Source organism: Roseiconus nitratireducens, from assembly GCF_008629675.1.
GTDB classification, from domain to species: Bacteria; Planctomycetota; Planctomycetia; order Pirellulales; family Pirellulaceae; genus Stieleria; species Stieleria nitratireducens.
Window position 1 is genome coordinate 82,424 of record NZ_VWOX01000011.1, and the last position, 15,394, is coordinate 97,817.

Below are 15,394 nucleotides of genomic sequence, written 5' to 3' on the forward strand. Positions count from 1 at the left end.
CCGTCGGCTGCGTAAACGCCAGTTTTTTCGCCCCCCCATGAGCAGGGCGGATCGGGCAGGGCGGATTCCGCATGCGGCCGAAGACCTTCTTTCGATGTTTCCCCGTTTCATTTTGTCCTAGCTGTTTCCCACCCATGAGCACCGCAAAAGCTGCAAACACTGAAAATCGCGTGATGACCGGAGCCGACATCCTTGTCAAATCACTGGTAGATCACGGGGTTGATGTCCTGTTTGCGTACCCCGGTGGTGCCAGCATGCCCCTCCACCAGGCGCTGACCCGTTTCGGCGATTCGATCCGGACCATCTTGCCGCGACACGAGCAGGGTGGAGCGTTTGCCGCTCAGGGATACGCGCGGGCAACCGGGCGGGTCGGCGTGGTGATGGCGACCAGCGGTCCGGGTGCGACCAACCTGGTCACTGCCATCGCCGACGCGAAGCTGGACAGCATCCCGATGCTGTGCATCACCGCCCAGGTTCCCACCAAAGCGATCGGCTCGGACGCTTTTCAAGAAACGCCGATGGCGGAGATCTGCCGCGGAATCACCAAACACCACTACCTGGTCACCCACATTCGTGACCTGCCACGGGTGATGAAAGAGGCGTTCCACATCGCCAGCTCGGGACGCCCGGGACCGGTGTTGATCGACATGCCCAAGGACGTGCAGCTGAGCGACACCACCAATGTCGATCTGGATCCCCCGATGCAGCTTCCCGGCTACGAGTCCGCTCCGCCGGCCGTCCCCAGCGAAACCATCCGCCAAATCGGGGCGGCCATCAAACTGGCCCGTCGCCCGGTGATTTATGCCGGCGGCGGAATCATCCTGGGCAACGCCAGCGAAGAGCTGCGTGAGTTCATCAGCAAGACCGGTATCCCCACGGTGACCACCATCATGGGCATCGGTGCCGTCTCGCCCGACGACGATAATTCCATGGACTGGCTGGGCATGCACGGTGCCGCGTACGCCAACTACGCCGTCCGGGACTGCGACCTGCTGATCGCCTTGGGCGTGCGTTTTGATGATCGCGTGACTGGCAAGGTGGAAGCGTTTGCCAAGGACGCCAAGATCATTCACGTGGACATCGACGGATCCGAACTGAACAAGAACAAGGAAGCGCACATCCCCGTCCGCGGCGACGTCAAGCAAGTGCTGACCGAGCTGAACAAAATGGTTTCGCGAACGGACATCGATCCGTGGCGCGAGCACTGCCGGGAGCTGAAGAAGAAGTATCCCTTCCAGTACGACCAGGATTTTGATGGCATCTTGCAGCAGCACGCCATCAAGACGCTCAGCGACATCACGGCCGACATGGACGCCCAAATCACCGTGGGCGTGGGCCAGCACCAGATGTGGGCGGCACAGTTCTACAAGTTCCGCCGGCCCCGCACCTGGCACAGCAGCAGCGGCCTGGGCACGATGGGCTTTGGCTTGCCGGCCGCAATGGGCGTGCAGGCGGCCCTGCCCAACTCCCTGGTGATCGACATCGATGGCGACGGCAGTTTCCAAATGAACATCCAGGAACTGGCCACCTGCTTCTGCGAAGAATTGCCGGTCAAGGTTTTCTTGCTGAACAACCAGCACCTGGGAATGGTGGTGCAATGGGAAGACCGTTTCATGGATCGCAACCGTGCCCACACGTACCTGGGGCCGATCCGACACAGCGAGGCCGCCGGCGCCAGTCAGGCCGAACGGTTTGCGTATGCCAGTGAACGCTATCCGGACTTCGTCCAGATCGCCAAGGGCTACGGATGCGGCGCCGCAACGGTCAAGAAGAAAGGCGACCTGGAGGGTGCGATCCGCGAAATGATCGAGCACCCCGGTCCCTACCTGTTGGACGTCGAAGTGCCTTACCAAGAGCACGTTTTGCCGATGATCCCCGGCGGCATGACCGTCGATGACATGATCCTGAAATAGCCGTCGGCCCCGCCGGCTCCCGCGAGAAGGTCGTGCAGCTTCCGAGCCAGGAAAAGACTTGTTTTTCTGAAATTCACCCTCCCTCCGGGAGGGTCAAAGGCGAGGCACGAGCCTTTGGGGAGGGTGTCGTCAAGAACCGGCTGAAATCAAAAGCGCCGGACGTCCCCTCCCCGCGTCGTCGCGAGCTCCTCCGCGACCCTCCCGGAGGGAGGGTGAAGGCTGCGAAGCCAGAATGGAAGGGCGACTAACGTGGCCCGGGAGCGTTGATCTGGTCGGCGCCGCGGTCTTCACCGGGCGTCATCGCACCCTCGGCATCGATCGACCGTTTGGGAAGCCGCTCGCCCGTCTGGCGATCGAAGGTGTCGGGCGACAACTTGTCCGGAACGCTATCGCCCGTTTCCTCCATCCAACGTTCCAACACGCCGACCAGTCGCTCTTCGACTTCGGCAAAAGGTTCGCTTCCGGCCAGATTCACCAATTGGTTCGGATCGTTTTGCGTGTCATACAAGGCCACCGCGGGACGCGGGGCCAGAAACACGTCGGCTTGGGCAGCAGTCAATTTGCCACTCTGTTGCAATGCTCGCAGCCTTTGGTGGGATGGACTGCGAACCGAGTCGGCAGGCCCCTGCCAGGGCAGACTGACTCGCTGGTTGAAGACCAGCAGAAACCGCCCGTCACGGACGCCGCGACCGAACGCTTCGTAGTCGTGCCAGTTGTGTTCCGAAAACGCATAGCGACGAATCGACGCCTGGGGATCTTTCAGCAGCGGAACCATCGAGACGCCCTGGAAGGTTTCCGGGATCTCGCAGCCGGCCACCGACAGGACCGTCGGCGCCAAATCAATCACGCTGACCAGCTGGTCGCTGGCTCCCGTCCAAGCGATGCCGTCGGGCCAATGGGCAACCAGGGCCGTCTTCATGCCGGAGTCATGCAGGCGTGTTTTGGCGCGCGGAAAAGGACGACCGTTGTCCGCCAGGACGAACAGCAACGTTTGATCCAAAACGCCCTGGCGACGAAGTTCCTCGACGACCACTCCGATGTGGTAATCAAATCGCGTGACTTCGTTGTAGTACGACGCCAGATCCTCGCGTGTCTGCGGGTCATCCGACAGGAACGGCGGCACGACCACATCGGCGGGACGATGGATCGGACCGTACGCCTGTTCGTTCCATTGCCCGTCGCCGTCCCATCCGCGGTGGGCGTCGTAGGAGGCGAACCAAAAGAAGAACGGTTGATCCTTGGGACGCTGCTGCGTCACCTGCAACCAGTTTGCCGAGCCTCCGGAATTCCCTTTCACGCGTCCGGCATCGACGTGATCAAATGCCGTGGGGCGACCGGACTGGCCTTCACCCGGCTCAGTCGACGTCATGTGATGCTTGCCAGACAGGGCGGTGTAGTAGCCGGCTTGGCGTAATCGTTCAGGAAACCACGGCAAGTGCACCGAAATCGGCTGGTGCAGTTCGGCCGCCTTGCCGTTGTTGTGCGGATAGCGACCCGTGATGATGCTGCTTCGTGACGGGCTGCAACTGCTGGCCGTCAGGTAGGCCTGGTCGAAACGAATACCGTTTTCCGCCAAACGATCGATGTTGGGTGTCCGGGCAGCTTGATTACCGTAGCAGCCGAAGTCGTTCCAGCTGACGTCATCCGCTATAAAAAAGATGACGTTGGGAGGTGCGGCGGATCCGACCGACCCGACCAGCATGATCAGGAGGGGAGCAAGAGCGAGACGACCGAAGCGTGGCGAGATCATGGCGATCCAATCGGAGGTGGGGGAGGTGCGATCGGGGCGGAGCGGTGCCGAAGCGGGGAGCCGCATGAAACGGTTCGTGTAGCTTAACTGGACAGCGCCGCTTTGAGGTGGCGGCGCTCAACTGAGCGTGAAAAATGCAGCTCAACCCCGTCTGTCGACGGCAGCTGCATTGCTTGGGGGGCAGATTTTGATGGACGAAAACTCGGTCGCTGCGATGGGGCACGCGGTTCGGTTATGCAACCGACACGCATTGCCAGCATTTGAATTTGACGTCGAACTGTTTGGGAATCCGTTGGCGGCCGCGTTGGAGAATCGCACCTGGGTGGCGATCACGTCCAGTCATCTAGGTAAATCGGTCTCATTGCACGCGGAGGTTTGTCGGTACATCAGCCGGTCGGTGCTGCAGGCGAGACACTGCGGCCACGTGATTTTGATCGCGGCGGGATCGGCGGTGGAGTCCTGGGCCGATCGGGCCGCGGAACTGTTCGCCGTGCCCTCCATTGGTGTCCAGGTATTGGCGGCGGACGAACGGATCGACGATCGGGACACGGATTCGGCCAAAGTGTTTGTTCGCATGCATCGGCCGATCGGTCGAGACGCCGTCGTGGCGGCGCTGGGCGATCGCGTGGATTGCGTCCTTGCCCGACCCGGTGGCAATATCGACGCGTCGTTGCGGAGAAGATTGAAGCATGGCCCACCGGCGACCACCCGCGTGGCCATCCACTCGCCGAACGTGGCATCACGCGCGCAGGTTGCCGCGCGAGAACTGATGCGGCGCGGCGCCATCGGTTGGTACCTCTCGAACACGCGCTCGCCCCTCACGGACAACCGTCCAGCCGACGTCGGGGGCGAGATCGACGACACACCGACGGCTGTTGACTCCGTGTCGCCTGCGATCGTTGATCCGGATTGGGCGTGCACGGACGGGCGATGGCTTGTGCATTGCACACGCGGCCGGCAAGGCCCTTGGCCCGGCCAGAGCGAACAGCAACATCGCGACAGTCTGCTGCTGGCCGATCGAGATGATTCGGGCTGCTTGGCGGGATCGCCACTGGATTCATTGCGGCGTATCGCCCGCGTGCGCCGGTTGGTCGGATGTGCGCTGGCCACCAATCGACGTTGGCCCGTGGTCTGCTTCTCCGAACGTTCCCTGGCATCCTTGCTATCAGATCGCCGCTACCGTCCGCACCTTCATCGCTGGGATTACGAGCCCTACGGCGTCGCAATTCGGACGAGCGCCGCCCGGCGGGCGGGACTTCGGCCGGTCCTCTACGGAGACCAGGGCGAACGAGCGACGCTGGCCCCATCGGACCAGTACCGATTTCAAGCTCGGGGAACCACGTTCGACTGGACGGCGGAACGCGAGTGGCGAATGCTGGGCGATTTGGATCTCAGCCGGTTCTCGCGCGATGACGTTCGTTTGTTCGTCCGCCATCCCCAGGAGGCCGCAGGCAACCGTTGGCCATTCCCGATCAGCGTGGTCGGACGGTGGGCCACTTAAACGGTGTGACCCTCGATTTTCAATACCGGCAGACGCCCGCGAACATCGATCTGGGCTCGGATGGTCGCCGGCGTATTGTCGATCGGCCTGGGCCGGTCATCGACGGTGGGCAACGTTCCGCGGTAGTCCGATCCCTGACAGGTTTCGCGGTCAGCAAACTCTTGTTCGATCTCGCGTTTCAGGACGGATTTTTTCAGGCACCATTGGGGAGCGATCAAGTACTTTGGCGGCGCATCACCGCTGATCCGTTCGACGACCATCGTCGGTGGAAGACGTTGCAGGAAGTCGACCACGGTGCGGACGTACTCTCGCTGGCCCATCATGGTGACCGCACCGCTGTGAACGTCGCGAGCCATCGGTGTGCCCTCGACGGCGTACAGGTTGTGCAGTTTGATCGCATCGAATCCCAACCGAGCCACCTCGTCGGCCGTCTGCATCATCATCGCATGGGTTTCACCGGGGATCCCCAGAATGATGTGCGCGCAACATTCGAACCCACGTCCCCGGCTGCGGTCGATCGCATTGATCATGTGCTCGTGCGTGTGCGCCCGGTTCATCCAATCCAACCCGGGCTGGTGCATCGTCTGCATGCCGAATTCCAGCGAAACGTCGTGGTCCTGCGCCAACGCTTCGAGCAACTCCAGCACGCTGTCGGGAACGCAGTCGGGCCGGGTTCCGATCGCCAGCCCCACGATTTCCGGGTGTTGGGCCAGTGCCAGGCGAAAGACTTCTTCCAGCTGGTCGACCGGGGCGTAGGTGTTGGTCGCTGGTTGGAAATAGGCCAAAAAGCCCGCGACCTGCTTGTAGCGTCGACGGACACTCTCGATCCCCGCGGTCAACTGCTCGCTGACACGTTTTAAACGCACCCGGCGGGACGGGCTGAACGAGCGGTTGTCGCAAAAATTGCAGCCTCCGCGAGCCACGGCTCCGTCGACGTTGGGGCAAGTGAACCCTGCGTCGATGCTGACCCGCTGGATCCGCCCTCCGAATCGCCGTCGCAGCGACGCCCCGAAGGCATTGAAGGGCAATCCTTCGCCTTTCCAGGCGAGACGATCGTCAGATTCCGGATTTGTCACGAAAGATTGTTGCGGGAATAATGGGGGGGATTGATACTGGGAAGGCTAATCCAAGCAAGTGAACCTTTGCACCATCTCCCACGAGGACAACGGTGAATTATTACGACGACGACGAAGACCTGGACTTCGCCGGTCCCTACGGCCAGCTGACGCCCACCGGCGGCGGCGATCCGATTCCTTTGATGAAAGACCGTTTATTGGTCGGCCGTCGCGCCGAATCCGACATCCAGCTGAAATTCTCCAACGTCTCCGGCCAGCACTGCCGGCTCTCGCTCGAACACGGCTACTGGTTCATCCGTGACCTGAACAGCCGGAACGGGATCAAGGTGGACGGGCGACCGGTGATTCGCAAGCGATTGGACCCCAAGTGCAAGCTGGCCATCGCGCGGCACGAGTACCTGGTCGAATACGACCCGCAAACCCTGGGCGCCTACGGACCTCCGCCGGCAGATGACGAGTACATGGACGAATTGATGCGCAGCTCGCTGATGGACCGCGCGGGGCTCAGCAAGCGAGACGACAAACAGCGTTTTAGCAACAAAAAGCCCGAATGAAAGGGCTATCGATGATCGACGCGGAAGCGACAATCCGCTGACCAACTCGGTTCAATGACGTGAATCAAGGCAGCCTCCGTCGCCAGATGGTGGCTGCTTTGCGTTTTCTTTCACGCTTTTGCGGGCAACCCACGGGGCGGCGATCCGTCGTGAGCTAATCGTCGCGTCCACGCACCGTGACGGTGTTCACGGAATCCAGGCGATGCTCAGCGATCCGAGGCGATGCTCAGCGATCCGATTCGGCCCCATCGGTGGGCTTCTCAGCCGGGTCACCCGAGTGAAGTGTTTCGGTCATCCCGCTGGAGGGTCGGCGCGGCGTTGCCGCCGCGCGATTGGTCGCGGGCGGTGGCGGATTCGACCGGTCGCCCGACGCGCCTCGGTGCCTGGGACCACCGGCCAGCGGCTCGGTCGTGTCGTCCGGTCCACCGCCGGGCGCTCCACCGATTGCGCCACCAGAGAGTGGGACTGGGTGTCGCGATCGACGCCGACGGTCTTCCCCGTTGCGTCGCACGAAGAACCACAGGGTGCCGCTGACCAGCAGGATCGAAGCGAGCGCCGCGGCCCCTTCCCAAAGCAGGCTGGCCCGCATGGCGCCGACGGGGGCGAACACCTTGCTCAGACGGTATTGCACCAGCACCATCAGGTCGGCCTGGTTTCCCGAAAGCGCCCAGGGACGCTCCGCTTCGATGTCATCGTCACCCGACATCCGCACTTCGACCTCGCGCGGAACATCGACCGGCTGCATGGCGGCAATCCAGTCCCCCTGGTAAGCCTCCGCACCCTCGGCAATGGCGACCGGATCACGGTAGTCAACGTCGCCGCCGGAGAGCAGTTCGCGAAGCAGATCCTGATCCACCTGGTATTTCTCGCCCGCGTAGGCGCGACCGTCCAGCAATCGCTGATCCATGTACGGGTGCTGCAACACGGTCCCACGCATCGGTCCTTCGCGGGCTTCCACCAGCACCGCGACCTGATTGGATCCCGAATCTCCCTGCAACAGTTCGAAATCACCCAGGTTGATGGTCGCGACGAACACGGCATCGGGTGGGCCCGAGGTATCCTCGCCCAGATGAATCGGAGCGCTGATGGCGACCTTCCACAGCCCCGTGGCGGTGGACTGGAACGCCGAAGAAAGGTGCATTTCCTTCAGCGGCTCGATTGATGCCATCGGCGTGTCACGGGGCAAGTCGTTTTTGCCCCCGTGATAGTACGTCCGGTAGGCAAAATTGCGGCCGGCACTGTTCTGGCTTCGAGGAACCGGGTCGTCGTAGGCGATGCCCATGATCGTGCCCGATGCGTCGGTCACAAACATCGTGGCCAACTGCGGCGTCCGCGACCCCGGCGGTGCGTTGACATACTTTGCCAGCGAGGTTTCCAAGTAACGGTCCAGTGCTTTCCTGGCCGGACGGTCCAGCAAGCGATCCCGGGTCTGCGTCATGTTCCCGGCCAGCAAGCTGTTCCCCTGGTCGGCGATCATTTTCAGATCGCGACGCACGCCGTCATCTTCCAAGGCGGCACGGAGACGTTCGCGGAACGCTTGCCGACCCATCTCATCACGGCACAGCCGAAAGTAACGTTCCAGTTCGTGTTCCAAGGTCCGCGCGGCAAACTTGGCGGCCAACTGATTGCTGCTGAACGCTTCGGTCCGCAGCGCCTGCATCGTGCTGGCGCTGGCCTGGTCGATCGTGCGTTTGGCGAAGACCCCGGTGGCCAACAACAGCAACAGCGGCCCGAGAATGCCCAGCACCACCAACGGGCGTCGGGCCCTCGCTTCGGCGCGGCGATCGAGCTGTTGCAGTATCTCCTGGACGTTGGTGAACCGATCGGCAGGGTCGGCGGCAAGGCAACGGCTGACGATGCGAGACAGCGGGCGATCGACGCCCGAACGCTGCGTGTGCCGCGAGGGCGGCATAGCGCTCTGAATGGACTCGCGATATCGTTCCAATCGCTTGGGCAACGATCCGGCCGTGTCCAACTGTTCGACAATGGAATCGTCGCGATAGGGCGGTCCGCCGGTCAACATGCGGTACAAGATGGCTCCGGCGGCGTACACGTCCCATCCGCTGGACGGGGTGGATCCCAGATCGGCCTGTTCGGGGGCCATGTAGAACAGCGTCCCCAGCGCCGGCGTCTGATCGTGTGTCATCCGGCTTTGCCCAAAGTCGGCCAGGCGAGGCTCGTTGTCCTCTCCCAACAGGATGTTGGCCGGCTTCAGATCGCAATGCAGCACCCCCTTGCTGTGGCTGTGGTTGAGTCCCACGCAGATGCGGCGGAACAGATCGACCGCCTCGTCGATCGGCAGGGCCCCGCGGCGCTCCAACATTTCCTCCAGCGAACCACCGGTGACCAGTTCCATCACGTAAAACGGTGTGTCGGCATCCCATCCGACTTCCAGCACCTGGACCACGTGCCGGTCGGCCGACAGTTGGACCAGATTCTTGACTTCGTGGCTCAGGAGCGACCAGTTGACCCCGCCGCGGTGCAGGAAAAACTTCACGGCAACCGGACGGCCGGTGTTCAAGTCGCGGCCGACCCAAACTTGACCGAAAGCACCGCTACCGAGGAATCGTTCCAGGCGGTACCCGGGAACATCGGCAGGCGGCGTGGTCGCTTGCATCGACAGCTTTTTGCTGGTCGACTGAGCGTTTTCGGTTTGCTGCTGCGTCAGATCCTCGTTGTTCACTCCGTCGTCCTAACTCGCTACGCATTGCTCGTGTTCGCGACGCACTGCTCGTATTGGTCCCAATGCTTGATGGCATCATGTTACGGATCGCCTCGATCCGCGGCTCTCTGTTCCAAATTGTACCGCCACGCGGGCACCGCGACCGGTGCACCCGATGGAGCTTGACCGGGATTCGCCGGCTGGCGTTCATCACGGTGGTGGCGGCTGCCTCGGCCCAAGTCTTACCGGCCCAGCCGCCCCCGTCGACCTCGTCGGAACAGTCCTCGTCGGAACAGTCCTCGTCGGAACAGTCCTCGTCGGAACAGTCCTCGTCGGAACAGTCCTCGTCGGAACCGCCCTCGACGACGGAACCTACCTCGGCGACGGGCTCGGGCAACGTCCCCCCGCCGACCCCGGAACAGTTGGAATTGCTAAACGGTCGCGACGGCCGCGAGTTGCTGCTGAGAAACTTTCGCCCCAAGTCACAACTGGTCGTCGCCGAACACCCGCGACAAGCGGCGGCGATGCCCGTGGTGGATGTCCACACCCATCTGCATTATCGAATGCGGGACAGTGAGCAGGCATTGGACGATTTCGTGCAACTGATGGATCGCAACAACATTGCCGTGTGCGTCTCGCTGGACGGCAAGCTGGGTGACCAGCTGGACCACCACATGGAGTACCTGTGGTCCCGCCACCGCGACCGCTTCGCGGTGTTTGCCAACGTCAATTGGCGCGGCAACGCACCGATGGACGAACCGGCGTTGTGGCCGTGTCACCGCGAAGGTTTTGCCCAGCGGACGGCCGAAGCTCTGGAGCGGGCGGCCAAACGCGGGATCAGCGGGTTGAAACTGTTCAAGCGCTTCGGGCTGGGATACCGAAACCCCGACGGCACCCTGATCAAGATTGACGACCCGCGGTGGGACCCCATTTGGGAAAAGTGCGGTGAATTGGGGCTGCCGGTCATCATTCACACCGCCGACCCGGCCGCCTTCTTTGAACCGATCGATGAAACCAACGAACGTTGGGAAGAGCTCAGCCGTCATCCCGACTGGAGCTTCTATGGCGACGAGTTTCCGTCACGCGAGGAGTTGCTGGCCGCCCGAAATCGTGTCATCGCCAAGCATCCGAAGACCCGATTCATCGGCGCGCACATTGCTAACAGCGCCGAAGACCTGGAGACCGTTGGCCGGTGGCTGGATGAGTATCCCAATCTGTGGATCGAGCCGGCATCAAGAATCGGCGAACTGGGACGCCAACCGTTCACGGCGCGTGACTTTTTGATCCGTTACCAGGACCGTTTGTTGTTCGGCACCGACGGGCCTTGGCCCGAAACACGTCTGCGACTCTATTGGCGGTTCTTTGAAACCCGTGACGAATCGTTCCCCTACAGCGAGAAGGTTCCGCCGCCGCAGGGCTTGTGGCAAATCTACGGCGTCGATCTGCCGCCGGAAGTGCTGCGCAAGCTCTACCACGAAAACGCGGCCAAGTTGATTCCGGGCATCGCGCCCCGGCTGCGTGCCTGGCGGCAGACAGCTGCCGAATCGCAGCACTCCTCGGCCGGCGCCGTCCCCGCGTCAGCCAAACCGGACGCCACCGACCGCTGAACGCGTCGGGAATCGATTCGCCACTCCTATTCAAATCGCGCGTTCCGATTCGCCCCTTGCTTGAAGATCAATCGCATGAACGATGCTGCCGATCCCTCGGCGTTCCCCGACCCCACGTTCGCGATGCTGTGCTGCGCCCACGGCGCCGAAGGCGTGGTGAAAACGTCGATTGCCGACCAAGGTTGGCGGCTGGCGTTCTCACGACCGGGCTTCGTGACGGCAAAGCATGACGGCCCCGCCAAACTGCCTTCGGGAGTTTTCATCCGCACCGCCTCGCACTCGCTGGGCCATCTGAAAAACGCCGACGCAGCAGAACAGGTCCAGGGGCTCAAAGACCTGCTGGCAGAACGATTCCCAGCGGTGGTCCCGTTCGATCAGCTTCATGTTTGGCCGCGCGATCGAGTCCCGATCGGGAAATTCGATTTCGAACCCGGTATCGATGAAGTCTCCAAACTGGTCGCCGATCAAATTGATCAAGCGTTGGCCGGTCAATGGCTGCGCAGTGATGGCCCGAATCGCATCGCCGAGCCGGGTCAACGAATCCTGGATGTCGTGTTGGTCGACCCATCGGACTGGTTCGTCGGCTGGCACGAAGCGTCGACCTGGGCGACGCGTTGGCCGGGCGGCGTGCAGCCGATCGATCCGTTGCACGAACCGATCTCGCGGGCCTACTACAAGGCGGCCGAAGCGATCACCTGGAGCGGCTTCGAAATGGCACCCGGGGATCTGGCCGCGGAAATCGGCAGCGCCCCGGGCGGAGCCTGTGGGCGGTTGTTGGAGTTGGGATTGCGTGTGATCGGCATCGATCCTGCCGAGATGGACCCGCGAATTGCCCAGCACCCTCGATTCAAACATCTCCGTGCGCGGGCCGGCGACCTGCCCCGCAAAGAATTCCGCGGGGTTCAATGGCTGCTGGCCGATTCGAACGTCAAACCGGAAAAGACCCTCACGACCATCCACCACATCGTCAGCCACCGAGATTGCAGTGTGAAAGGCATGCTGTTGACGATGAAATTGGGCGACTATTCCGCCGCCGAAAAGATTCCCGAGTGGATCGATCGGATCCAGCAGTGGCATCCGATCGACGTCCAGGTCCGTCAATTGGCTCGCAACCGTTGCGAAGTTTGCCTGGCCATTCGGCTGCGTTGAGCGGGCGTCAGCAGGGCTCTGGCCGAAACTCGAACGTAGCCACGCTCACCAGAGCGTCGCATTTTCAACGTTCCCGCCGTCTGGCGACGGCGGCTACATCGAATTTGTGATGTCGAGCGGGTCGCGGCGCACCCAACCTGCAACGCGTTGCAGAGATGCACAGGCTACAGATGGACGGGCTACAGGTGGACTGGCAAAAAAAGTTTTTGTTCCGACGGCAGCTTTTCCATCGGCGGGTCGATCCACGCGGGTTGATTGCCGTCAGCGAGCGATTGTGAAACCGCCGATTTGAACTGCGGCACGATGCGGCCGAGCAATTCACGTTGGTCGTTGCCGGTCGCTTCGATGCCGGGAAGATTGGCCACCCGGCCTTTGAACTGCGCCCCCTCGCGCGAGACATACACCACGCACCGAAACGCGGGGACGGGGACGTCACCCGAATCGACAGGCAACGAACCGTTTGGAGAAAACTTGTCGTCCGGATTCAAGTCAGTCATGACGGCATACCGATGAGTTCAGCCCCGACCTGGGCGAAGAATTCGTCTGTTAAACTGGGGCGATGGCAAAAACCTTCCCGGAAAACACGCCGTAAGAAGTCAAAACGGGCGCGTTTCGCTCTACAATAGCGACCGGTTTTGTTTTAGCCCACCAATTCTACTTCCCCACCGCTCGGCGGACTGTGATCGAAATGGTTCGATCGCCTCCGGCCGGGACGAGACTGCCGAAAGGATCTTTCCGATGGAAAACCATCCAAGCCGACGTAATTTTCTGAAATCCACGACCGCAGCAGCGGCCGGTGCGACGCTGACCAGCACGATCGCCCGCACCGCCCACGCGGCAGGCGACGATGAAATCAAGTTCGCCCTGATCGGCTGTGGAGGCCGGGGACAAGGCGCTTCGCAAAACATTTTCAACACCAAGGGCAACACCAAACTGGTCGCGGTTGCCGACGCGTTTGACGGCAAGGCGTCTTCCGCGATCCAAAACCTGTCGCGTCGTAACGAAGGCAAGGTGGATGTGCCGGCCGATCGCAAGTTTGTCGGCTTGGACGCTTACAAGAAGATCATGGATGTCGACTGTGACCTGGTCATCATCGCGACTCCGCCCGGGTTCAAGCCGCAACAATTCGAAGCGGCGGTCAACGCTGGCAAGCACATCTTCATGGAAAAGCCCGTGGCATCGGATGCTCCCGGCGTGCGTCGCGTGCTGAAAAGTGTCGAAGAGTCGAAACAGAAAAACCTGATGGTCGGCATCGGTCTGCAACGGCGCCACGAAGCACAGTACCTGGAAACGGTCGGCCGCATTCATGACGGGGCCATCGGCGATTTGATCACGTTGCGGGTGTATTGGAACGGCGGCGGCATCTGGTACCGAAACCGCACTCCCGACCAGACCGAAATGGGCTTCCAGTGCAACAACTGGTACCACTTCAACTGGCTTTCCGGTGACCAGATCTGTGAACAACACATCCACAACCTGGACGTCGGTTGCTGGCTCAAGGGCGAATACCCGGTCGAGTGCAACGGCATGGGTGGACGCGGCCAGCGGCTTGACGGGGACGCCACCAAGAGCCAGATCTTCGACCACACGTTCTGTGAGTACACCTTCGCCGACGGCAGCAAGATGTACAGCCAGGGTCGTCACTTGAAGGGTGGTTGGAACCAGGTCGCCGAATACGCCCACGGCACCAAGGGCACCGCTGATGTCTCCGGCGCCCGGATCAACGCCAACGACTCCGAATGGAGCTTTGACCGGTCCAAACGCCAGCAAGGCCACCAGCAGGAGCAACACGACCTGATCGAAGCCCTGATGCGGGGCGAGATCTACAACGAAGGCGAATACGGCGCGCTTTCGACGTTCACCGCGATCCTGGGTCGCGAAGCCTGCTACAGCGGCAAGGTCATTCGCTGGGACGAATTGATGGAGAACGGAAAGAACCTGTCGCCCGGAATCGACGAGTACACGTTGCAAACGCCTCCCCCGGTCGTCCCCGGTCCCGATGGAAAGTACCCGGTTCCGGTTCCCGGCGAGTACGACCCGTTCGCGTAACGTGATCCAAACGCCTCTGACATGATTCGCAACGCCGCTCGTTCTCCGAAACGGGCGGCGTTGCTCGTTGATGGCGGACCGTCTTTCTGTCGGCCGACCGTCGACGTCGGACGGACGAAGGTTCGCGCGGCAGCGACCTACCGACCGATGTCGCCACCGGGACCGCCGTTCTGGCGGTTCTACTGCGAACGCGGTATCGCCGTTAGACTGTCGCCCCTTACCGCGCCCCATCCTTGAATCGACCTTCCATGATCCATCCCCGAAAAGTCCGTTACGGGTCTCTGGACAGCTATGTGATTGACCCCGCCGATGAGGGCTCGGCCCGAGCCGGGTCCGGTCGAGGTCTGGTGGTGCTGTGTCACGGATACGGGGCCCCCGGCACCGACATGATGGGGATCGTGGCTGAATGGGTGCAACTGCTCGGTGATGCCGCATCCCGATTCCGCTTCGTGTGCCCCATCGCGCCGCATTCATTGGCCGAATTGGGAATGCCGGATGGCCGCGCCTGGTGGCCACTGAACATGGCCCGACTGATGGAGGCAGTGCAGGCGCGACGATTCGACCAACTTCACCAGGAAACGCCGCCGGGCATCGATCAGGCCCGCGAGGCGTTGACGGAACTGATCAACGCTGCCCTGGGAGAAATGTCCGAAACGTCGGGCGGCCGGGAAGCCAAAACGCCGCTGGCCATCGGTGGTTTCTCGCAAGGTGCGATGCTGACGATGGATACGGCGCTCCGCGGTGAGATTCCGGCGCCGGATTACTTGATGCAGTTTTCCGGAACCGTCATCTGCCAAGCGAAATGGACGGCGGCGCTGAAGCGATTGGAACACACCCGCGTCTACCAGTCACATGGGACAATCGATCCCATCCTGCCCTACTCTTCGGCCGAACGCTTGCGTGACTTGTTGGGCGCCGCTGGGATCGACGCCGAATTCCATTCCTTTGAGGGACCGCACACGATCGACCTGGATTCCATTGTCGCAACCGCGCAGACCCTGCGGTCGCTCGCCTGAACACGCCCAGGCTGACAAGGTTCCCCGGGAACCGAGCTCGGACGTCCCATCGCCGCACTGAGTATGCTGACGCCGACGGCCCGGCTTGGCCCTGATCCTCCCACCCGACCAACCTGT

11 protein-coding genes are annotated in these 15,394 nt (G+C 61.9%); 7 read left to right on the top strand and 4 right to left on the bottom strand.

The annotated features are described in order from the left end of the window. The first annotated feature begins 134 nt into the window (after positions 1-134). Positions 135-1,913: a biosynthetic-type acetolactate synthase large subunit gene (gene ilvB / locus FYK55_RS18830; protein WP_235908803.1), complete on the top strand. Its 1,779-nt coding sequence runs from the start codon at positions 135-137 to the stop codon at positions 1,911-1,913. 244 nt (positions 1,914-2,157) lie between these two features. Here ilvB and FYK55_RS18835 read toward each other — a convergent pair whose 3' ends face one another. After that, positions 2,158-3,729 (bottom strand): sulfatase family protein, encoded by a 1,572-nt coding sequence (locus tag FYK55_RS18835; RefSeq protein WP_235908804.1) that lies wholly within the window; start codon positions 3,727-3,729, stop codon positions 2,158-2,160. Positions 3,730-3,853: 124 nt separating this feature from the next. Here FYK55_RS18835 and FYK55_RS18840 point away from each other — a divergent pair, with 124 nt between their 5' ends. Further along, positions 3,854-5,164 carry a hypothetical protein gene (locus tag FYK55_RS18840; RefSeq protein ID WP_150078002.1) on the top strand — a complete coding sequence of 437 codons (1,311 nt, stop codon included), beginning with the start codon at positions 3,854-3,856 and terminating at the stop codon, positions 5,162-5,164. Here FYK55_RS18840 and FYK55_RS18845 read toward each other — a convergent pair. Beyond that, positions 5,161-6,240 (bottom strand): TIGR01212 family radical SAM protein, encoded by a 1,080-nt coding sequence (locus FYK55_RS18845; protein WP_150078003.1) that lies wholly within the window; start codon positions 6,238-6,240, stop codon positions 5,161-5,163. The two genes, FYK55_RS18840 and FYK55_RS18845, sit on opposite strands and share 4 nt — an antisense overlap. Before the next feature lie 92 nt (positions 6,241-6,332). Here FYK55_RS18845 and FYK55_RS18850 point away from each other — a divergent pair, with 92 nt between their 5' ends. Beyond that, entirely contained in the window at positions 6,333-6,794 is a 462-nt protein-coding gene (locus FYK55_RS18850) for an FHA domain-containing protein (protein WP_235908805.1), read from the top strand. 226 nt (positions 6,795-7,020) lie between these two features. Here the strand turns inward: FYK55_RS18850 and FYK55_RS18855 are convergent, their stop codons facing one another. Continuing rightward, a complete protein-coding gene (locus FYK55_RS18855; RefSeq protein ID WP_235908806.1) occupies positions 7,021-9,477 on the bottom strand; it encodes a protein kinase domain-containing protein in 2,457 nt (818 codons plus the stop codon). 77 nt (positions 9,478-9,554) lie between these two features. On the opposite strand from FYK55_RS18855, the gene FYK55_RS18860 reads away from it, so the two are divergent. Beyond that, entirely contained in the window at positions 9,555-11,063 is a 1,509-nt protein-coding gene (locus tag FYK55_RS18860; protein WP_201743746.1) for an amidohydrolase family protein, read from the top strand. A 75-nt stretch (positions 11,064-11,138) separates the two neighbouring features. Then, positions 11,139-12,212: an SAM-dependent methyltransferase gene (locus FYK55_RS18865; RefSeq protein ID WP_150078005.1), complete on the top strand. Its 1,074-nt coding sequence runs from the start codon at positions 11,139-11,141 to the stop codon at positions 12,210-12,212. Positions 12,213-12,391: 179 nt separating this feature from the next. Here FYK55_RS18865 and FYK55_RS18870 read toward each other — a convergent pair whose 3' ends face one another. Further along, positions 12,392-12,709, bottom strand: a complete 318-nt coding sequence (locus tag FYK55_RS18870) for a hypothetical protein (protein ID WP_235908807.1) — start codon at positions 12,707-12,709, stop codon at positions 12,392-12,394. A gap of 241 nt (positions 12,710-12,950) precedes the next feature. Here FYK55_RS18870 and FYK55_RS18875 point away from each other — a divergent pair, with 241 nt between their 5' ends. Beyond that, a complete protein-coding gene (locus FYK55_RS18875) occupies positions 12,951-14,261 on the top strand; it encodes a Gfo/Idh/MocA family protein (protein WP_150078006.1) in 1,311 nt (436 codons plus the stop codon). A gap of 248 nt (positions 14,262-14,509) precedes the next feature. Continuing rightward, positions 14,510-15,277, top strand: a complete 768-nt coding sequence (locus tag FYK55_RS18880) for an alpha/beta hydrolase (RefSeq protein WP_150078007.1) — start codon at positions 14,510-14,512, stop codon at positions 15,275-15,277. The last annotated feature ends 117 nt before the right edge of the window (positions 15,278-15,394 follow it).